Genomic DNA, 18,661 nt, shown 5'->3' with positions numbered 1-18,661 from the left:
CCCCTTATCGCGCCCGCATCATCGCCCGCATCCCCGCCTGCCGCGCCGCACCGCATTCCGCGCTGGACCATCGCCGCGCCGTTGCTGGGGCTGGCGGCCCTGCTGCTCGATCCGTCCGCGTCCGTGTGGCTGGGCGCACTGGTTGCGACGATCCTGATCGGGGCGGTGCTGGCCGGGGTCCATCATGCCGAGGCGATCGCCCACCAGGTGGGCGAGCCGTTCGGCACGCTGCTGCTGGCCGTGGCGGTGACAGTGATCGAAACGGCGCTGATCATCTCGCTGATGCTGGCCGATGGCCCCGGCGAGGCCGCGCTGGCCCGCGACACGGTGTTTGCCGCACTGATGATCGTGCTGAACGGGATCGTCGGCCTGTGCCTGCTGGCGGGCGGCAGCAAGCATCACGAACAGCAATTCACCCGCTATGGCGTAAGCGCGGGCCTCGCGATGCTGGCGGTGCTGTCGATCCTGACGCTGGTCCTGCCCAATTTCACCACCAGCATGTCCGGCCCCTATTATTCGCCCGCGCAACTGCTGTTCGTGGCGACGATCTCGCTGATCATCTATGCCACGTTCGTCGTCGCGCAGACGGTGCGCCACCGCGAATATTTCCTGCACCCCGATGTGGAGGATGAGCGCAGCGCCCTGGCCGAACAGTTTCCGCCCTTGGCGCGCGGCACGGCGCTGGCCAGCGGCGCGCTGCTGGTGATCGCGCTGATCGCGGTGGTGCTGCTGGCCAAGGCGCTTTCGCCGCTGATCACCAGTGCCGTTGCCGCCGCCGGCGCGCCGCGCGCGGTGGTCGGAATCATCATCGCCGCGCTGGTGCTGCTGCCAGAAGGGCTTGCCGCCTGGCGCGCGGCGCGGCGCAACCATTTGCAGACCAGCCTCAACCTCGCGCTCGGTTCGGCACTGGCGACCATCGGGCTGACCATTCCGGCTGTCACCGTGGTGGCCATGTGGCTCGACCTGAAGCTGGCGCTGGGCCTGTCGCAGATTTCCACCGTGCTGCTGATCCTGACGCTGTTCGTCGCCTCGCTCTCGCTGGGCACCGGGCGGACCACCGTGGTGCAGGGCGTGCTGCACCTGGTGCTGATGGCGACATTCCTGTTCACCACGCTGGTGCCCTGATCCATGACCCAGACCCTGCTGCTTGATATCGCCATCGAGGCCGACTGGCCCGCCGCTCCCGACTGGGAGGACCTGGCCCACCGTGCCGCCGCCGCGCTGGCGACGGTGGCCCCGGAACTCGCCAACCCGCGCCTGACGGCCAGCCTGCTGTTTGCCGACGATGCCGAAGTCCACGTGCTGAATCGCGAATGGCGCGGCAAGGACAAGCCGACCAACGTGCTGTCGTTCCCCATGCTGGAGCGCGACGACCTGCTGGACCTGCCCCCCGCCGGCCCGCCGGAACTGCTGGGCGACATTGCCCTGGCGCTGGAAACCTGCGCGCGCGAAGCGGCGGAAAAGGGCCTGCCGCTGGACCATCACGCCGCGCACCTGATCGTCCACGGCCTGCTCCACCTGGCCGGGCACGACCACGAGATTTCCGCCGACGATGCCCGGATAATGGAACAGCTGGAAATAAAGGCGCTTGCCCTGATGGGCATTGCCGACCCATATGGGGACCACTGAAGCAACAAGGAAATGTCCTGGGCAATGCCCGAACCTCATTCTGGAGAACCGGACAGTAGGCGCTCGTTGTGGCGCATGGTCCGCAAGTTCATCGGCACGCCCGAGGCCGACCAATCCCTCCGCGCGCAGCTGGAAGAAGCCATCGACGAGCATGAGGACGACGCCAACGGCCGAACGGCCGCGGGCGACCTGTCCCCGCTGGAACGGCAAATGCTGCGCAACCTGCTGCATTTCAGCGAGAACGACGCCGACGACGTCGCGATTCCGCGTGGCGAGATCATCGCGCTGCCCGAAACCGCGAGCTGGGACGAAATGGTCGCCGCCTTTGCCCAGCACGGCCATTCCCGCATGCCCGTCTATCGCGAGACGCTGGACGAGATCGTCGGGATGGTCCTGATCAAGGACATCTTCCCCTACCTCGCCACGGGCAAGGCCCCGCCGAAGGACTGGGCCACCCTGCTGCGCCAGCCACTGTTCGTGCCGCAGGCGCGCGGCGCGCTGGACGTGCTGGCCGACATGCGCGCCAGCCGCGTCCACCTGGCCGTGGTGATCGACGAGTATTCCGGCACCGACGGGATCATCACGATCGAGGATCTGGTCGAGGAAATCGTCGGCGAGATCGAGGACGAGCACGACGATGCACCCGAAGTCCTGCTGGTCCCGCTGGACGGCGGAATGTGGGAGGCCGATGCCCGCGTCGAACTGGAAGAAGTCGGCGCGACGGTCGATCCGCGGCTGGGCGAGGTCGAGGAAGACGTCGATACGCTGGGCGGCCTGGCATTCCTGTTGGCCGAAGCGGTTCCGCCGGTCGGGGCAATTCTGGACCATGACAGCGGCTGGAAGCTGGAAGTGATTGCGGGCAACGAAAAACACGTTACCCGTTTGCGCCTGCACCCGCCGACTCCCCAGGACGCCCCCGAAGAGTAATCGCCTTGGCCATCCGCCGCCTTCCTCCCCTCCGCGCGATCGAAGCCTTCGTGCGGATCGTCCGGCTGGGCAGCGCCCGCGCTGCCGCCGACGAACTGGGCCTGTCGCCCAGCGCGCTGTCGCGCCGGGTTGCCGCGCTGGAGGATTTCATCGGCAAGCGGCTGTTCACGCGCCAGCACCAGGCGATGAAGCTGACCGACGATGGCACCGCCTTTTACGAGGCGGTCAGCCCCAAGTTCGATGAACTGGCCGCCGCTGTCGAAGGGCAGATCGAGGACAGCAAGGTCATGCGCCTGCACTTGGGCATCCTGCCGCTGTTCGGATCGCAGCGCCTGTTCCCGCGCCTGCCGGAACTGCGCAAGCAGCACCCGCGCCTGCACATCGATTTCGATACCAGCCCGCACCTGGAACAGCGCGTTGGCGATACGCTGGACGCGGCGATCATCCTGGCGAAGAAGCCCGACCCCGCGTTCCATGCGGTGCGGCTGGATCACAACCGGGTCTATGCCTTCACCTCGCGCGCGCTGGCCGAGGAAATCGGCCAGAACCCCGATGCCGCCGCCCTTTCGCGCCAGACGTTCCTGATCCACACCGAGCTGCCCGCCAGCTTCACCGCGTGGAAAAAGGCGCTGGGGATGGAAAACCTGGAACCAGCCGCGATCGACCATTACGATTCGGGCCAGCTGATCCTCGAAGCCGCCGCCAACGGGCTGGGCATCGCGATCATGCACGATGACCACTTCAACCGCAGCCATGACACGCGTCTGGCCAAGCTGTTCGATGTCGAAGTGGAAAGCCCCTATTCGTACTGGTTCATCTGCCGCCCGCACGCGCTGGAAGTGCGCGCGGTGCGGATTTTCCACGACTGGCTGGTGAAGGCGGCGCTCTAGCCGCTCGTTCCTTTTGCCGTCGCCCCGGACTTGATCCGGGGCCACGGCTACGATTGTGACTCTCTGGCAGGTGGCGTTCAGACGAGCGCGCGACATAATGCCGCCATGGACCGCCGATTCGCCCTGCTCGCCATCCCCGCGCTGCTCGTGCTGGCAGCCGCCACTCCGCCCAAGGCCAAGCCCCGCGCCGTCGCCGCCAAGCCGCGCCCCGCCGCGCCTGCCCCCGCTCCGCTGCCCCTGCCCGATACCGTGCGCGTGGCGCTGGTGACCGAACTGGGCACGATCGAGCTGGACCTCGATCACAAGCGCGCGCCGATCACAACCGCCAATTTCGTGCGCTATGTCGATCTGAAGAAGTTCGATGGCGCGGTGTTCTACCGGGCGATGCACCTGCCGTGGGGCGCCCCGCCCAACGGCCTCATTCAGGGCGGGCTGCAATCCAATCCGCTGAAAGTGCTCAAACCCATCGCGCACGAGCCGACCAACGTGACCGGCATCCTGCACAAGCGCGGCGCGATTTCGATGGCGCGCCATGCGCCGGGTACGGCCATGGCCGATTTTTCGATCCTGGTGTCAGACCTGGAAGGGCTGGACGCCGATCCGAAGTCCGACAACCCGGACCTGCAAGCCGGGTTCGCCGCGTTCGGTTACGTGGTGTCGGGCATGGATGTCGCGCTGAAGATCTGGGAAGCCCCGCGCCCGCCGGAAAAGGGCGAAGGGCCGCTAAAAGGCCAGATGCTGGACAAGCCCGTGAAGATCCTCACCGCGCGGCGGGTGCCGATCCCGCCCGCGCCGTAGGCAAACAAAAACCCCCTCATCACGGGATGAGGGGGCTTGTGGGTTAGCGCTGAGGCCGGCTGCTTACGAAACCGTCGCCTTCAGGATCACGCCCGGCTTCGCCGGCGGTTCGCCCTTCGGCAGCGCGTCGACGAATTCCATGCCTTCCTCGACCACGCCCCAGACGGTGTACTGGCGGTCCAGGAACGTCGCGTCATCGAAGCAGATGAAGAACTGGCTGTTGGCCGAGTGCGGATAGCTGGTGCGCGCCATCGAGCACACGCCGCGCACGTGGGGTTCGTTGTTGAATTCGGCCTGGAGGTCCGGCTTGCTGGAACCGCCCATGCCGGTGCCGTTGGGGCAGCCGCCCTGCGCCATGAAGCCGGGGATCACGCGGTGAAACTTCACCCCGTCATAGAACCCTTCGCGCGCCAGTTCGGTGATGCGCGCGACGTGGCCGGGGGCCAGATCGGGGCGCAGCTTGATCTTCACGTCGCCGCCGCTGTCGAGCGAAAGGGTCAGGTATTCGTCAGCCATTGCAATCTCCTGTGGCAATTGCAGCGGGATATAAGCGCGCGCGCCACAAAGTCACGCTTTTGACAGCGCTGCCCGGTTGCTTTTGCGCGCGACCGGCCTAGACCGGCCGCAATGACTGTCGAGGATCGCGATCTCACGCTGCTGGACGATGCCGCACACGCGGCCGAACTTCCGCGCGAATCCGATAGTCTGGACGAAGAGAACACCCTGAAAAAGGACTTCGTCCGCCGCGTGCAGGATGCGCTGGCCGAGGACGACCAGGAAACCGTCTATGCGCTGGTGGAGCCGCTCCACCCTGCCGACATCGCCGACCTGTTCGAGTTGATCGAGGTCGAGGAACGGCCGGTGCTCGCCAAGGCGATCAACGACCTGATGGGCAGCGAGGTGTTTGCCGAGCTGAACGACCACGTGCGCGAGCTGCTGGTCGAATCGCTGCCCGCCGAAGCCATCGCCGATATTGCCGAACAGCTCGATACCGACGACGCGGTGGCGATGCTGGAGGACCTCGACGAGCGCGACCAGCAGGCCGTGCTGGCCGAGATGGAGCCGGAAGACCGCGCCGCGATCGAAAGCGCGCTGTCCTACCCGGAAGAATCCGCCGGCCGGTTGATGAGCCGCGATTTCGTGGCCGTGCCCGAACACATGACCGTGGGCGACCTGATCGATTTCCTGCGCGACAGCCACGAGCTGGCCAACGAGTTCTGGGAAGTGTTCATCGTCGACGCGCGCCACCACCCGGTCGGCACCTGCGCGCTCAGCTGGATCCTGCGCACGCCCCGCGCGATCCGCCTGACCGACGTGATGCAGCGCGACCAGACGCTGATCCCGGTCAGCATGGACCAGGAAGAAGTCGCGCTGCGGTTCCAGAAATACGCACTGATTTCCGCCGCTGTCGTCGATGAAAGCGGGCGGCTGGTCGGCCAGATCACCGTCGATGACGTCGTCCACATCATCCAGGAAGAAGCGGGCGAGGACGTGCTGCTGCTGTCCGGTGCGGGCGATGGCGACGTCAACGAGCCGATCCGCGACAGCTATGTCAGCCGCGTGCGCTGGCTGGTCGCGAACCTGCTGACCGCGCTGCTGGGCGCGACGATCATTTCCAGCTTCAGCGGCGCGATCGAAAAGCTGGTCGCGCTGGCGGCGCTGTCCCCCATGGTCGCCTCGATCGGGGGGAATGCGGGCACGCAGACGATGGCCGTGGCGGTGCGCGCTCTTGCCACCAACCAGCTGACCCGCGCCAACACCCGCCGCATCCTGTGGCGCGAATTGCGCGTCGCGATGCTGAACGGCGGCACGGTCGCCACGCTGATCGGGCTGGCGACGGCGCTGGTCTTTGCCAGCCCGCTGCTGGGCGCGGTGATCGGCGCGGCGGTGCTGACCAACATCGTCACCGCGGGCCTGGCCGGCGTGCTGGTGCCGGTCACGCTGGACCGCATGGGCCAGGACCCGGCGGTGGCCAGTTCGGTGTTCGTGACGATGATTACCGATTCGATGGGCTTTTTCGCGTTCCTGGGTCTTGCCGTCGCATCAGGACTGGTGGGATAGGGCCGGCCCATGCCGCTGCACCTCACCAAAGTCGCCTATGGCGCGCAATCGCTGGAAGAACTGCACGACTGGTTTGCCGGACGCGGCGAGATCGCGCGGCTGACCACCCGCTATCTGCCCAAGCGCCATGCCGAAATCGTGCCCGGTGACGGTTCGGCCAATGGCTCGCTGTTCTGGATCTACAAGCACCAGCTGGTCGCCCGGTCGGAAATCCTGGGGTTCGAGGAGGCGGAGAACGGCCGCACCCACATCGTCATTTCCGCCCGGCTGATCGACGTCCACCCCTCGCCCAAGCGCGCCCATCAGGGCTGGCGTTACCTGACCGAGGCCGATGCCCCGCGCGACCTCGCCGATGGCGAGACGGCGGGCGATGTCCTGCCTGGCGAACTCGCCGCCAACCTGGCGCGGCTGGGACTGGTCTAGACGCCGGCGATCAGGCCGCTTTCAGCTTCGAGCCCAGCTTGTCGCGATACATGGCCTTGTCAGCGCGCCGGACGAGAGCCGCCGGGTCGGACCGCGTGCCATCCGCCGCAGCCAGCGCGTGGCCTACCGCGGCCCCGACGACAACGCTCGCCGCCACGCTGCTGAGCCAGCACGGCTCGGCAATCGCCCGCCGCATCGCCTGGGCCAGTTCGCGCGCGCGGACCGCATCGTCCATGCTGGTCACGACCACGGCGAATTCATCCCCGCCCAGCCGGGCGACAACGTCCTCTGGCCCCACCAGCGCGCCCAGACGGCTGGCCACGATCACCAGCAGTTCATCGCCGGCATCATGGCCATACGTATCGTTCACGGCCTTGAACCCGTTCATGTCGATGAAGAACACGGCGAAGGCCCTGCCCCGTCCCGCCGCGAGATCAAGGGCATGATCAAAGCCGCGCCGGTTCGCCTTGCCGGTCAGTTCGTCGGTCAACAGCTGGCGACGCATCGCATCGTGGGCCGTCTGGATCGCCGTGTTGTCGCGCAGGATGACCATCGCAATGCGCGGGTCCGGCCAATCGAGCAGAAACCAGGATGACGCGCCCTCCGGCCCGGTCAGTTCCAGTTCCTCGGCCCGTTCGCCCAGTCGCGGCGCGCACAGCGGGGCGAGGTGGTCGCCATGACGCGCGACGAGGTCCGCGGCGGCCGGATTGAACCGCTTGATCCGCCCGTCAGCCGCCAGCAGCAGCGCCGGGTGGCTGGAATTGTCCCAGCTGCGCCAGACCCAGGCCTCCTCCGGGGTAACGTCCCCGCGCAGGAACGACGCCATCATCGGGACGATGCGCAAGCGCTGGATCACGGTGACATTGGCCATGACCAGGAAAGTCGCCAGGATGCGCGCCGGAAACACTTCGACCGCATAGCTCCGTCCCACCGCAAGGCTCAGCGAGAACAGGACCGCACCGCCCGCCAGCAGCAACAGCACCAGCATCCGCCCCGACCGCGCCGAAAGCGCGGCGGCAAAGCCAAGCGCCACGCTCATGACCAGCAGCACGCCGTTCATGATCGCCCCGCGTTCCTGCATCGCCGGGTAGCCCTGCAACACGCCCTGCGCCGCCAGGGCCAGCACGGTGCCACGGCTGGCGGCCTGGTTCAGCGGCAGCATGACGCGTGACGGCGCGATCTGGGGACTGGCGCTGATGACCACGATCCGCCCATCCAGCGAATCGCGGCTGGCCAGCAGCTGGCCGGCGCTGCGCCGCTCAACCGCGCGCGCGGATATCCTCAGGTCCAGGGCAACGGGCGCCGGATCGGCCCGTCCGGTCGCCAGCCAGATCGCGGGGTTTGCGCCCCAGTTCGCATCGGCATAGCCGATCCTGCGATGCCAGCTGTCCGGATCCGGGGTGAGCCGCCCATCCACCAGCGCCGTGCTGCGCATGAACGCGGCATAGGGTCGTTCGCCGGGATGCACACCGGACACCAGGGCAAGCCGCTTCGGCCCCAGCCGCCGCATTGCCGCGGACAGCTGGCGGTCGACTCCGGCGTCCAGCGGCTCGGTCAGGATCAGGTCCACCAGCACGCGGCGCGCGCCGCCTTCGGCCAGCCGGTCGAGCATCCGCGCCAACAGGGCGCGGCTGATCGGCGGGCCGCCGTAGGCGCGCATGTCGGCGGCATTGATTTCCACCACCAGCAAGGCCGGTTCGGCCGGCAGCGCCTGGCGCACCAGCAACCGGTCCGACAGGCGGCGGTCCAGCGGATCGGACGGCCCGATCAACAGCATCGCCAGGCACAGCATCACCGCCGTGAGGATTGGCCGCCACCATGTACGCAGCCGGACAGCGATCGTGCGCAAGCGGCGCTCGGCAGCGATCGTCAAGGCGCAGGCAAGACCGTTTGCGCCGCCGGTGGAGGCTGGGTTGCGTTCACGGTGTATTCTTGCACCACCTCATAGGGCGGTTCGGCAACCTGATCCGGCATGGCCTCTGCCGCGGCAATCGGCGGTTCGGTGGGATTCTCCGTCTCTGCCGTGCCGGTGCGTTCGCGCCCGGCAAACGGATCCGCCCGCACCGACCGCTTTTCGGTCACCGCGCCGGTCGCCGCGTTCACATCGCTCTCCACTTCACCGCCCAGCAGCGTCAGGCCCTGCAGCGCGGCCAGCGCGATCAGGGATGCCACAATGCCCAGTTCAAGCGAGGAAACGCCGGCGCGATCGCGCTGCAAACGGCGAAGCACGGAACGCGTCCGTGCGATGAAAATAGACATTGCGACCTCTTGCTACCGCCCGCATCGGGATTCGAGCTTGGAAGCGTAGTCGCATAACCTTTTGAAGTTATTGCCAACGCTTGCGGTAAATCCGAGGTAAACGGCGCTATAGGCCCTTGGCCACGACCCGGCGCAGGGCGTTGGCATAGACTTCAGGCTCCTGCGCCCCGGGGATCAGGTACTTACCGTTGACGATCATCGCCGGCACGCCCGAAATGTTCATGTCCCACGCGGCGGCCTGTTCGCGGCGAACCAGCAGGCCCAGCGTCTCGTCATCGAGCGCAGCGGCGGCTCCGGCCGGATCAAGCCCGACGCCCTCGGCCAGTTCCACCAGCACGGCGGAATCGGACACGTTGCGGCGCTGCTGGAAATGGGCATCGAACAGCGCCCGCTTCAGCGCGGTCTGGACTGTCGGCCCGGCTTCGATCAGCGCCCATTTGAGCAGGCGGTGGGCACGGTTGGTGTTCCACATCATCGCCTTGGGCGCATCGCCCGGCCCGGCATAGCGGAACGAATAGCCCGCCCGGTCGCCCGCACCGTGCAACTGCCCGCGATTTGCCGCGACCTGATCGGGCGTGCGGCCATACTTGCGGGCGATGTGTTCGTCCTGCCCCTCGCCTTCGGGAGGCATATCGGGGTTCAGCTCGAACGGCAGCCAGCGGACCTCCGCCTCGACCTCGCCCGCCAGTTCGCCCAGCGCCTTGTTCAACTGGCTGTAACCGATCACGCACCACGGGCACATGACGTCGGAGTAGATGTCGATGGTGAGTTTGGCGGGCTGGGTCATCGTTCGAGCCACCATTTCAGCAAGTGATGCGCAATCGCCTGGGGCGGCGGCGCGAGGAACCGCCCGCCCTCGTCCCCGGCCATCGCGGCGGCAACTTCCTCACGCGTGAACCAGTCGGCCTCTTCCAGCTCGGTCGTGTCGATGGTCAGCGCGTCGTCTGCGGCCACGGCATGGCAGCCCATCATCAGGCTGGACGGGAACGGCCAGGGCTGGCTGGCGATGTAGGACACGGACGTGACCCGCACCCCGGCTTCCTCCAGCACTTCGCGCGCCACGGCCTCCTCGATGCTTTCGCCCGGCTCCACGAACCCCGCCAGTGCGGAAAAGCGGCGCGGGGGAAAGCGCGGCTGGCGGCCCAGCAGCAGGCGGCCCGAATGCTCGACCAGCATGATCGTGACCGGATCGACGCGCGGGAAATGCTCGCCCTTGCAGGCATCATTGGTGCAATTGCGCTGCCAGCCGCCCTTGGCCAGCCGGGTCGGCGCACCGCAGCGCGCGCAGAAGCGGTGACGGGCATGCCAGTCCACCAGCGAGCGCGCCGCACCATAGGTCGCCAGTTCTTCCGGATCGAGCGCCGACATCGCCGCCCACAGGCGCGGATTGGCGGGCGCGACCGAGCCGATCAGCTTGGCCGCGACTTCGGCAAAGCAGCCCTTCCCGTCGCGCAGGCCCAGGAACACCAGTTCGCTGTCGGGCGCGGCATCGGCCAGGGTGCCCCACGCCAGCGTGCCTTCGGGCGTGATTTCAGGGTCCAGCCCGTCCAGCCGAAGCAGCCGCGCGCGCCAGTCCATCAGGCTTTCCAGCCGGTCCGGATCGGCGCGGATGTGATCGGCGCGGTCCAGCCGCGATCCGGCAAAGGCAATCTGCATCGTCAGGCTCCCTTGGCCAGGGCGATCATGTCAGCGGCAACCGCCTTGGGGAAATCGGCATGCAGCGGATAGGCGTTGGACGGCATGTACTGGGTGTAGAACGAAGCGCGGACCCCGCGCGCGGCATCCACCATCGCCACGGTCCCGGCCGCACCGCCCCAGCCAAACTGGCCGGAAGTGTTGCCAAGGCCAACCCGGCCGCCCGCGCCAAAGCCCGCACTGTCGACCATCGTTCCCGCGGTCGCCGCACCTTCGGGCAGCAGGTTCGACATGCCGACGGTCACGGCCCGCTCGCTCATCACGCGCTTGCCGCCCAGCACGCCCTTGCCCAGCAACATCAGCAGGAACCGGTCGTAATCGCGCGGGCTGGATACCAGCCCCGCCCCGCCGAACGGGAACGCGGGGGCATCGAGGTAGATCGAATTGCCCGCCGGATCGAGCGGGACCAGCCCGGTCTTGTCGACGCCGTAATTGTCGGTCAGCCGCGCCGCCGCAGACGCGGGAACGCGGAAGAACGTGCTGTCCATGCCGCAGGGGCCGAACAGGCGGTCTTGCAGAAAACCCTCGAACGATTGCCCGCTGGCCAGTTCGATCACCCGGCCCAGCAGGTCCAGGCTGACCGAATAGCTCCACTGCGTCCCCGGCTGATAGACCAGCGGCAGCTCGGCCAGCCGGTCGGCAAATTCGGCCAGGCTCGGCGCGGTCGGCACGTCCGGCATCCCGCGCGCCTGGGTCCGGCTGACCTGCCCCGGCACCACGCCCGCGCGTTCATAAGCGGTCTTGATCGGGCCGGTCTGGATGATCGAATAGCCCAGCCCCGCCGTGTGGGTCAGCAGGTGGCGCACCGTGATCGCGCGGGTCGCCGGCACCAGTTCGGTGATCGAACCATCCGGCACGGCCTGCACCTGCATCTTCGCGAACTTCGGCAGGAGATCGGCAATCGGCTGGTCCAGCACCAGCTTGCCTTCATCGATCAGGATCATCGCCGCCATGCCGGTGATCGGCTTGGTCATCGAATAGATCCGGAACAGACTGTCCGCGCCGATCGGGACGGGATTGTCCAGCGCGTGGGTGCCGCGCGCGATGATCTGCGCCGGATCGAACCCGCGCCCCATCGCCGCCACGGCCCCGGCCAGCTTGCGCGGCGCGACATAGCTGTCGATCAGCCCGGTCACGTTGGTCCACGGCAACGGCTGCGGCGCGGCCAGCGCGCGCGCCAGCGGCAGGCCAGCCAGCCCTGCTCCGGCCCCCAGCCACAGCCCGGAAGAAAGCAGGCGGCGGCGCGTCAGTTCGACATGAAATTCAGCAGGCAAGGTATTCTCCCGACTATTCTTTTTGCGCCATCGCCAGTTGCGCGGCCTTGGCGAACAGGGTGGGCAGGCCAGCCGTTTCCAGCTGGTCCAGCGGCCACCACTCGCCCGCGTCGGGGGGGAAACTAACCCAATCGCTTCCCGAATAAAGCATCAATTGCAAATCGAGATCGAAATGGGTGAAGCCGTGCCGCACCGCGCCGCCGTTGGCCCAAGCAGCATCCGGCAGCGGCGCTTCGCCTGCGCCATCCCCGCGCGCGCTCCAGCCGTCATCGGGCAGCGCGCGCATCCCCGCGAGCATGCCCGTGCCCCCGCGCCGCACCAGCCAGACGGCGCCGTCCTGCTCGATCCAGAACGCCCGCCCGCGCCGCTGCGGCTTGGCGACCTTGGGCGGCTTGACCGGAAACCGCTCCGCCCCCGCCGCGCGCCCGGCGCAGGCGTGGCTCAGCGGGCAGAGCAGGCAGCGCGGCGCGCGGACCGTGCAGACGCCCGAACCCAGGTCCATCATGGCCTGCGCGAAATCGCCCGCGCGGCTTTGCGGCGTGATGGCATCCGCCCGCGCCCGGATCGCCTTGCGCGCGCCCGGCAGCGGTTCATCGATCGCGAACAGCCGCGCCACGACCCGCTCGACATTGGCGTCAACCACCACGGCGCGCTGCTCAAACGCGATCGCGGCGACCGCTGCGGCGGTATAGGCACCCAGCCCCGGCAGGGCGCGCAGCTCCGCCTCGGTCCCCGGAAACACCCCGCCACGCGCCGCGACGGCCTTTGCACAGGCGATCAGGTTGCGGGCGCGGGCATAGTATCCCAGCCCCGCCCATGCGGCCATGACCTCAGCCTCGTCCGCCGCCGCCAGTGCCTCCACTGTCGGCCAGCGCGTGGTGAACCTTGCGAAATAGGGGCCGACCGCCGCGACGGTGGTCTGTTGCAGCATCACTTCGGACAGCCACACCCGGTAGGGATCGGGCGGCGGCGATCCCGGCGGGCTGCGCCAGGGCAGCGTGCGGGCATTGGCGTCATACCAGCCGAGCAAGGCGGCGGCGATGGTCTGCGTGCTGGCGTCCATCGCCCCGCTATGGCAAAGCGCGCAGCACAATGGAACGCCAGCAATGACCAAGACCGGAGACAAAGGCAGCAGCACTGGCAGTTCGGGCCGCAAGTTCGAGCGGCCGCGCGGCTCCGGCGTGCGCGCCATTGCCGATCTGATGCCCGAAATCGGCCGCACGGCCTTTCGCCGGTTCGGCTTCGTCCAGTCCAGCGTCGTCACCCGCTGGCCCGAAATCGTCGGCCCCAGTCACGCCCGCATCTGCGCCCCGGAATCGATCCGCTTCCCTCCCGGTGAAAAGGCCGATGGCATCCTGCAACTGGTGGTCGTCCCGGCACACGCGCCGATCATCCAGCACGTCGTTCCCGAAATCATCGAGCGGGTGAACCGCTTCTTCGGCTACAAGGCCGTTGCCAAAGTGAAGATCCGGCAAGGCGAGGTTAAGCCGCCGCCCGCCAAACCGACCACCGCCGCGCCGCCATCGCTGCGCCCGATTCCGCTGGAACTGGGCGAAAGCCTGCGCGATATCGGCGATCCGGAACTGCGCACCGTGCTGGAATCGCTGGCGCGCAGCCTGGGCACCAACGAAGGGGACAAGACCAAGTAATGCGCGCGATCCGCCTGCTGGCCGTGCTGGCCATCGCTTCAACCAGTCTTGCCGCTGCTCCGGCCCCGAAAAAGGCCGCGACGCGTGCCGCCGCGCCCGCCAACTGGAACGCCCTGGTCGCCCGCACGCCCAGCGGCACCCATCTGCTGGGCAACCCCAATGCCAAGGTCAGGCTGGGGGAATACGTCAGCTACACCTGCTCGCACTGCGCGGAATTCCACATCGCGTCCGAAGCGGCGCTGCGGCTGAAGTATGTCCAGTCCGGCGCGGTGTCGGTGGAGATCAACCACGTCCTGCGCGATCCGGTCGATGCCACCATTGCCCAGCTGGTCAATTGCGGGCCGCCGTCGAAGTTCCTGATCAACCATTCGATGTTCCTGCGCAGCCAGTCGAAGTGGATCCAGGGCATTGCCCGCTCCACCCCGGCCCAGCGCAACCGCTGGTACACTGGCGACCGCGCGATGCGGATGCGCGCCGTGGCCAGTGATTTCCATTTCTATGACATGATGGCCACGCGCGGGTATGACCGGATGACGCTGGACAAGTGCATCAGCGACAACGCCCTGGCCGAACGGCTCGCCGCGATTTCGGCGGCGTCGGACAAGCTGGGCGTGGATCACACCCCCTCGTTCACGCTGAACGGGCAATTGCTGGTCGGCACCAACGGGTGGGACCTGCTGGAACCCCAGATCGCGGCGCGGCTTTAGTTTCGCCGCGGAAACGCTATTTATCGGCAATCCCCTGTGGAGAAGGCTGTGCGCCAATCCACCATGATCCTTTCAATCCCCCGCGCCGCCGGGTTAGCCTGTCGGCAGATCATTTCGAGGACGACCAACGATGACCGCATTCCGCCGCATCCTGCTCTCCGCCGCGCTGGCTCCGCTGGCCCTTGGCCTCGCCGCTTGCGGCAGCAAGGAAGACGCTGCTCCCGCCGGGCCGACCGGCGAACCGATTGCCAGGATCGCCCCGCCCGCGGGCAAGTCGTGGGCCGAGACCGTCGTGATCACGCCAGAGGGCGGCTACCGCATGGGCAACCCGGATGCGCCGATCAAGATCGTCGAATTCGCCTCGCTGACCTGCTCGCACTGCGCCGAATTCGCCGAAGCGGCCAGCGCCGAACTGCGCGACAACTTCGTCGCCAGCGGCCGGGTCAGCTATGAACTGCGCAATTTCGTGCGCGATGCGATCGACATTACCGCCACCCAGCTGACCCAGTGCGGCACCCCGGAAACCTTCTTCGCGCTGACCGATCAGGTGTTCGCCTATCAGGCCGGCATCTTTGAAAAGGCGCAGTCCGCCAGCAAGGAACAGCAGCAGGCTGCCTTCTCGCTGCCGCCGGCGCAGCGCGGCCCGGCGCTGGGCGAACTGACTGGGCTGACCGAATACGTCACCGCGCGCGGCATTTCCAAGGATCAGGCCAACGCCTGCCTCGCCGACGCCGCCAAGGCCGAAAAGCTGGCCGCGCAGACCCAGGCCGCGGGCGAGCAGTACCAGATCGAAGGGACGCCCACGTTCCTGCTCAACGGCCAGAAGACCGATTACAACACCTGGGACAAGCTGAAGGCCGACCTCGAACGGCTGGGCGCCCGCTGATCCGGGTGAACGGGTAACAGGCCCGGTCCGATGCGCTTCAGGCGGCTCAGGCTCTCCGGCTTCAAGAGCTTTGTCGAGCCGGCTGAACTGCGCATCGAACCGGGGCTGACCGGGGTCGTCGGCCCCAACGGCTGCGGCAAGTCCAACCTGCTCGAAGCGATCCGCTGGGTCATGGGCGAAAGCTCGCCCAAGTCGATGCGCGGCGGCGGGATGGAAGATGTGATCTTCGCGGGCACCGCCCAGCGCCCGCCGCGCGACTTTGCCGAAGTGGTGCTGGTCGCGGAAACCGCCGCGCGCGAGGAACTGGAAGTCGTCCGCCGGATCGAACGCGGGGCGGGCAGCGCCTATCGCGTCAATGGCCGTGATGTGCGGGCCAAGGACGTCGCGCTGGTGTTCGCCGATGCCGCTACCGGTGCGCATTCCCCGGCGCTCGTCTCGCAGGGGCGGATCGCCGCCGTGATCGCGGCCAAGCCTGCCGAACGCCGGATGATGCTGGAAGAAGCGGCGGGGATCGCGGGTCTGCACGTGCGGCGCAAGGACGCCGAGCAGAAACTGCGCGCGACCGAAGCCAATCTAGCGCGGCTGGAAGACCTGATGGCCGGGCTCGACCAGCAGATCGCCACCCTGCGCCGCCAGGCCCGCGCGGCCGAACGCTATACCGCGCTGTCGGAAAAGGTCCGCGTGGCCGAGGCACGGCTGGTCTTTGCCCGCTGGCGCGATGCCGCCGCCGCCGCTGCCGCCGCCCGGGCCGAAGCGCAAGCGGCGGACACGCGCGTGACCGACACGCAAGCCGCGATGAAAGCCGCGCAGGACGCCCAGCACGCTGCGGCCGAAGCGCTGGCCGAGGCGCGCGACGAGCTGGCCGACCGGCGCGACGATGCCACCGCCCACGGCCACCGCATGGCCCAGCTGACCAGCCAGCTCGAAGCCGCCGAACAGCGCCTCAAGGACCTCGACCGGCAGCACCAGCGGCTGGAGGAGGATCGCGGCGATGCCGACCGGCTGACCCGCGATGCCGCCGAGGCGCTGGGCCGGCTGGAGCGCGAACTTGCCGCCAGCGAAGCCGCCCTCACCGCCGACGAGGCTCGCCGCCCGTCGGTGGTGGCCGCACTGGAAGAAGCTGATCGCGCGCTGCGCAGCGCCGAACTCACCCTCGCCAACGCCACCGCGCAGCAGGCCGGGGTGGAGGCGGAATGGCGCGTGGCCGATGCCGCCCTTGCCGCCGCCGATCAGCGCCTTGCCCGCCTCGACGCCGACGCCCGCCGCCAGCAGGACTTGCGCGACAGTCTGGCCCGCGAAGGCGATCCAGACGCCGCGCTGGCCGAGGCCGAACGCGCCCGCGCCGCCGCCGCCGAAGCGCTGGCAACGGCCCGCGCCGAACTGGAAGCGCAGCAGGCCCGCAAGGGAGAGTTGCAGGCCGAGCGCGACACCGCCTCCAGCGCGCTGGCCGCCGCACGGGCCGAACTGGCCGGAGTGGAGCGGGAATATACCGCGCTGCTGCGCGACCGCGAGGCGCGCGCCAAGCAGGCCAGCGCCAAGCATGGCCTGCCGGTCGCGCTCGACGCCGTGCGCGCCGAGCCGGGCTATGAACGCGCGCTCGCCGCCGTGCTGGGGCGCGACGCCAAGACCGCGCTGGGCCCCGCGCCGGCGGACGAGGACGGGCGCTACTGGACCGGGGCGGCGGCGCCGCAGCCGGTGGCGGACAGCCTTGCCGCGCATGTTCCCGAATGCCCACCGCAGCTCGCCGCGCGGCTGGCGCTGGTCCACGTGGCCGAAGCCGATGATGGCCGGGCGCTGGCTCCGGGCGAATGGCTGGTGACGCTGGCCGGGCGCATCCGCCGGTGGGACGGGTTCGTCGCGCGCGGCGAAGGCGCGGCGGAAGCGGCGCGGCTGGAGGCGGAAAACCGCTTTGCCGCACTGGAAGCGCAGTTGCCGCCCTTGCGGGATGTCGCCGCAGCGGCAGAGGCCGATCAGGCCCGCGTGGCCGCCGCGCTCAGCGAGTTGCAACTGGCCATCGTCGCGGCCGAACGCGCTGCCGCTGCCGCTGCCGATGCCGAACGCGCCGCGCTGCGCGGGGTCGATCAAGCGGAGGCCGCCAAGGCCCGGCTGGAGGCTCGCCGCGCCGAACTCGCCGCCGCCGCGACCGATCTGGCCGAACAGCGCAAGCAGGCCGAAGCCGAGCGCGACGCCGCGCAGGCCAAACGCGCCGCCCTGCCCGACATGGCCAGCGGGCGCGCCCAACTCGCCGCCGCGCAGGCCCGCCACGATGGTGCCCGCACCGGACTGCAGGCCGCAACCGCCGCGCTGGCCGCACACGATTCGGCGCTGGCCGTTGCGCGCGAGCGCACCGCCACCCAGCGCAGCGACATCAAGGGCTGGCAGGCCCGCGCCGGGGATGCCGCTAGCCGCCTGTCGCAGATGACCCGCCGGTTCGAGGAAATTGCCGAGGAACGTGCGGTCGTCGCCGCCAAGCCCGCCAGCCTGCTGCGCGAGATCGAGGCGGGCGAGGCGATCCGCACCCGGCTGGCCGCCGACCTTGCCGCCGCCGAGGTGCGCGTGACCGAAACCACCGAGGCCGCGCGCCGCACCGAAACCGCCTTTGCCGCCGCCAACGAAGCGCTCGCCTCTGCCCGCGAAGCCCGCGCCGGGGCGACCGCGCGGGCCGAGAACGAGGAAGCGCGGCGGCAGGAAATGGCCGGGATTTCGGGCGAGCGGTTCCAGTGCCCGCCCCCGTTGCTGCCCGAACGGTTCGGCTTCGCGTCTGCCGAAGTCGCCTCTGCCCCCGAGGAATCCGCCGCGCATGACCGGCTGGTGGCCGACCGGGAACGGATCGGCCCGGTCAACCTGGTCGCCGCCGAAGAACTCGCCGCGGCCGAAGCGCGGCAGGGCACCAGCGCGGCAGAACAGGCCGAGCTGGCCGAAGCGGTCAACCGCCTGCGCGGCTCGATCGGCAGCCTCAACCGCGAGGGCCGCGAACGGCTGCGCGCCGCGTTCGAGGCGGTCGATGGCCATTTCCGCCGCCTGTTCACGCGCCTGTTCGAAGGCGGGCAGGCGCATCTGGCGCTGGTCGATTCGGACGATCCGCTGGAAGCTGGCCTTGAAATCTATGCCCAGCCGCCGGGCAAGCGGCTGCAATCGCTGACCCTGCTGTCGGGCGGGGAACAGGCGCTGACGGCGGTCGCGCTGATCTTCGCGCTGTTCCTGACCAACCCCGCGCCGATCTGCGTGCTGGACGAAGTCGACGCGCCGCTCGACGATGCCAATATCGAACGGTTCTGCGACCTGCTCGACGCGATGGTGAAGGAAACCGACACCCGTTACCTGATCGTCACCCACAACGCCGTGACGATGAGCCGGATGCACCGCCTGTTCGGGGTGACGATGGTCGAACGCGGGGTGTCGCGCCTCGTCAGCGTGGACCTGAGCGCGGCCGAGCGGTTGCTCGCGGCGGAATAGGGCCGGT

18 protein-coding genes are annotated in these 18,661 nt (G+C 68.7%); 11 read left to right on the top strand and 7 right to left on the bottom strand.

What is annotated here, in order from left to right; genetic code table 11:
- Positions 1–81: 81 nt before the first annotated feature.
- The 5 genes from IE113_RS09925 (at position 82) to IE113_RS09905 (ending at position 4,244) form a co-directional block, all read left to right on the top strand.
- Positions 82–1,125: a calcium:cation antiporter gene (locus tag IE113_RS09925; protein WP_229822264.1), complete on the top strand. Its 1,044-nt coding sequence runs from the start codon at positions 82–84 to the stop codon at positions 1,123–1,125.
- A 15-nt stretch (positions 1,126–1,140) separates the two neighbouring features.
- Positions 1,141–1,629 carry an rRNA maturation RNase YbeY gene (ybeY, locus tag IE113_RS09920; protein WP_189541368.1) on the top strand — a complete coding sequence of 163 codons (489 nt, stop codon included), beginning with the start codon at positions 1,141–1,143 and terminating at the stop codon, positions 1,627–1,629.
- 12 nt (positions 1,630–1,641) lie between these two features.
- Positions 1,642–2,556 (top strand): hemolysin family protein, encoded by a 915-nt coding sequence (locus IE113_RS09915; RefSeq protein ID WP_189540967.1) that lies wholly within the window; start codon positions 1,642–1,644, stop codon positions 2,554–2,556.
- A gap of 5 nt (positions 2,557–2,561) precedes the next feature.
- Positions 2,562–3,446 (top strand): LysR substrate-binding domain-containing protein, encoded by an 885-nt coding sequence (locus tag IE113_RS09910; RefSeq protein WP_189540965.1) that lies wholly within the window; start codon positions 2,562–2,564, stop codon positions 3,444–3,446.
- A 105-nt stretch (positions 3,447–3,551) separates the two neighbouring features.
- On the top strand, positions 3,552–4,244 hold the full coding sequence (locus IE113_RS09905; RefSeq protein WP_189540964.1) for a peptidylprolyl isomerase: 693 nt from the start codon (positions 3,552–3,554) through the stop codon (positions 4,242–4,244).
- A gap of 63 nt (positions 4,245–4,307) precedes the next feature.
- On the opposite strand, the gene IE113_RS09900 is transcribed toward IE113_RS09905, so the two are convergent.
- A complete protein-coding gene (locus tag IE113_RS09900; protein ID WP_189540962.1) occupies positions 4,308–4,760 on the bottom strand; it encodes a peptidylprolyl isomerase in 453 nt (150 codons plus the stop codon).
- A gap of 111 nt (positions 4,761–4,871) precedes the next feature.
- Here IE113_RS09900 and mgtE point away from each other — a divergent pair, with 111 nt between their 5' ends.
- Positions 4,872–6,305 (top strand): magnesium transporter, encoded by a 1,434-nt coding sequence (gene mgtE / locus IE113_RS09895; protein WP_189540960.1) that lies wholly within the window; start codon positions 4,872–4,874, stop codon positions 6,303–6,305.
- A 9-nt stretch (positions 6,306–6,314) separates the two neighbouring features.
- On the top strand, positions 6,315–6,728 hold the full coding sequence (locus tag IE113_RS09890) for a DUF1489 family protein (RefSeq protein WP_189540957.1): 414 nt from the start codon (positions 6,315–6,317) through the stop codon (positions 6,726–6,728).
- 10 nt (positions 6,729–6,738) lie between these two features.
- On the opposite strand, the gene IE113_RS09885 is transcribed toward IE113_RS09890, so the two are convergent.
- The 6 genes from IE113_RS09885 to IE113_RS09860 all read right to left on the bottom strand — a co-directional run bounded on the left by IE113_RS09885 (position 6,739) and on the right by IE113_RS09860 (position 13,019).
- Complete coding sequence (locus IE113_RS09885) at positions 6,739–8,577, bottom strand: diguanylate cyclase domain-containing protein (protein ID WP_189540955.1); 1,839 nt, start codon at positions 8,575–8,577, stop codon at positions 6,739–6,741.
- A 20-nt stretch (positions 8,578–8,597) separates the two neighbouring features.
- Positions 8,598–8,957, bottom strand: a complete 360-nt coding sequence (locus IE113_RS09880) for a Flp family type IVb pilin (protein ID WP_189540946.1) — start codon at positions 8,955–8,957, stop codon at positions 8,598–8,600.
- Between the two features lie 136 nt (positions 8,958–9,093).
- Entirely contained in the window at positions 9,094–9,774 is a 681-nt protein-coding gene (locus IE113_RS09875) for a DsbA family oxidoreductase (protein WP_189540943.1), read from the bottom strand.
- On the bottom strand, positions 9,771–10,643 hold the full coding sequence (gene nudC / locus IE113_RS09870) for an NAD(+) diphosphatase (RefSeq protein WP_189540942.1): 873 nt from the start codon (positions 10,641–10,643) through the stop codon (positions 9,771–9,773). The genes IE113_RS09875 and nudC overlap by 4 nt, the downstream gene beginning before the upstream one ends.
- Before the next feature lie 2 nt (positions 10,644–10,645).
- Positions 10,646–11,956: a serine hydrolase domain-containing protein gene (locus tag IE113_RS09865; protein ID WP_189540941.1), complete on the bottom strand. Its 1,311-nt coding sequence runs from the start codon at positions 11,954–11,956 to the stop codon at positions 10,646–10,648.
- A 13-nt stretch (positions 11,957–11,969) separates the two neighbouring features.
- Positions 11,970–13,019, bottom strand: coding sequence for an A/G-specific adenine glycosylase (locus IE113_RS09860; RefSeq protein ID WP_189540939.1), 1,050 nt, complete (start codon positions 13,017–13,019; stop codon positions 11,970–11,972).
- A 43-nt stretch (positions 13,020–13,062) separates the two neighbouring features.
- Here IE113_RS09860 and IE113_RS09855 point away from each other — a divergent pair, with 43 nt between their 5' ends.
- The 4 genes from IE113_RS09855 (at position 13,063) to IE113_RS09840 (ending at position 18,654) form a co-directional block, all read left to right on the top strand.
- Complete coding sequence (locus tag IE113_RS09855; RefSeq protein WP_189540937.1) at positions 13,063–13,605, top strand: DUF721 domain-containing protein; 543 nt, start codon at positions 13,063–13,065, stop codon at positions 13,603–13,605.
- A complete protein-coding gene (locus IE113_RS09850; RefSeq protein WP_189540935.1) occupies positions 13,605–14,312 on the top strand; it encodes a thioredoxin domain-containing protein in 708 nt (235 codons plus the stop codon). The genes IE113_RS09855 and IE113_RS09850 overlap by 1 nt, the downstream gene beginning before the upstream one ends.
- A 130-nt stretch (positions 14,313–14,442) precedes the next feature.
- Complete coding sequence (locus IE113_RS09845; RefSeq protein WP_189540933.1) at positions 14,443–15,198, top strand: DsbA family protein; 756 nt, start codon at positions 14,443–14,445, stop codon at positions 15,196–15,198.
- 30 nt (positions 15,199–15,228) lie between these two features.
- The gene (locus tag IE113_RS09840) at positions 15,229–18,654 is read left to right on the top strand and encodes a chromosome segregation SMC family protein (RefSeq protein WP_189540931.1); all 3,426 of its coding nucleotides are present in this window, start codon (positions 15,229–15,231) and stop codon (positions 18,652–18,654) included.
- The last annotated feature ends 7 nt before the right edge of the window (positions 18,655–18,661 follow it).

Source organism: Novosphingobium arvoryzae, assembly GCF_014652615.1.
Taxonomy (GTDB): domain Bacteria; phylum Pseudomonadota; class Alphaproteobacteria; order Sphingomonadales; family Sphingomonadaceae; genus Novosphingobium; species Novosphingobium arvoryzae.
The sequence above is the reverse complement of the archived record's forward strand: the minus strand, read 5'-3'. Positions and strand labels throughout refer to the sequence as shown.

Bases quoted from the DNA above. Each gene is read 5' to 3' on its own strand.
- IE113_RS09915 (WP_189540967.1), top strand. From the start codon at position 1,642: ATGTCCTGGGCAATGCCCGAACCTCATTCTGGAGAACCGGACAGTAGG.
- IE113_RS09905 (WP_189540964.1), top strand. From the start codon at position 3,552: ATGGACCGCCGATTCGCCCTGCTCGCCATCCCCGCGCTGCTCGTGCTG.
- IE113_RS09900 (WP_189540962.1), bottom strand. From the start codon at position 4,760: ATGGCTGACGAATACCTGACCCTTTCGCTCGACAGCGGCGGCGACGTG.
- mgtE (WP_189540960.1), top strand. From the start codon at position 4,872: ATGACTGTCGAGGATCGCGATCTCACGCTGCTGGACGATGCCGCACAC.
- IE113_RS09890 (WP_189540957.1), top strand. From the start codon at position 6,315: ATGCCGCTGCACCTCACCAAAGTCGCCTATGGCGCGCAATCGCTGGAA.
- IE113_RS09875 (WP_189540943.1), bottom strand. From the start codon at position 9,774: ATGACCCAGCCCGCCAAACTCACCATCGACATCTACTCCGACGTCATG.
- nudC (WP_189540942.1), bottom strand. From the start codon at position 10,643: ATGCAGATTGCCTTTGCCGGATCGCGGCTGGACCGCGCCGATCACATC.
- IE113_RS09860 (WP_189540939.1), bottom strand. From the start codon at position 13,019: ATGGACGCCAGCACGCAGACCATCGCCGCCGCCTTGCTCGGCTGGTAT.
- IE113_RS09855 (WP_189540937.1), top strand. From the start codon at position 13,063: ATGACCAAGACCGGAGACAAAGGCAGCAGCACTGGCAGTTCGGGCCGC.
- IE113_RS09850 (WP_189540935.1), top strand. From the start codon at position 13,605: ATGCGCGCGATCCGCCTGCTGGCCGTGCTGGCCATCGCTTCAACCAGT.
- IE113_RS09845 (WP_189540933.1), top strand. From the start codon at position 14,443: ATGACCGCATTCCGCCGCATCCTGCTCTCCGCCGCGCTGGCTCCGCTG.
- IE113_RS09840 (WP_189540931.1), top strand. From the start codon at position 15,229: ATGCGCTTCAGGCGGCTCAGGCTCTCCGGCTTCAAGAGCTTTGTCGAG.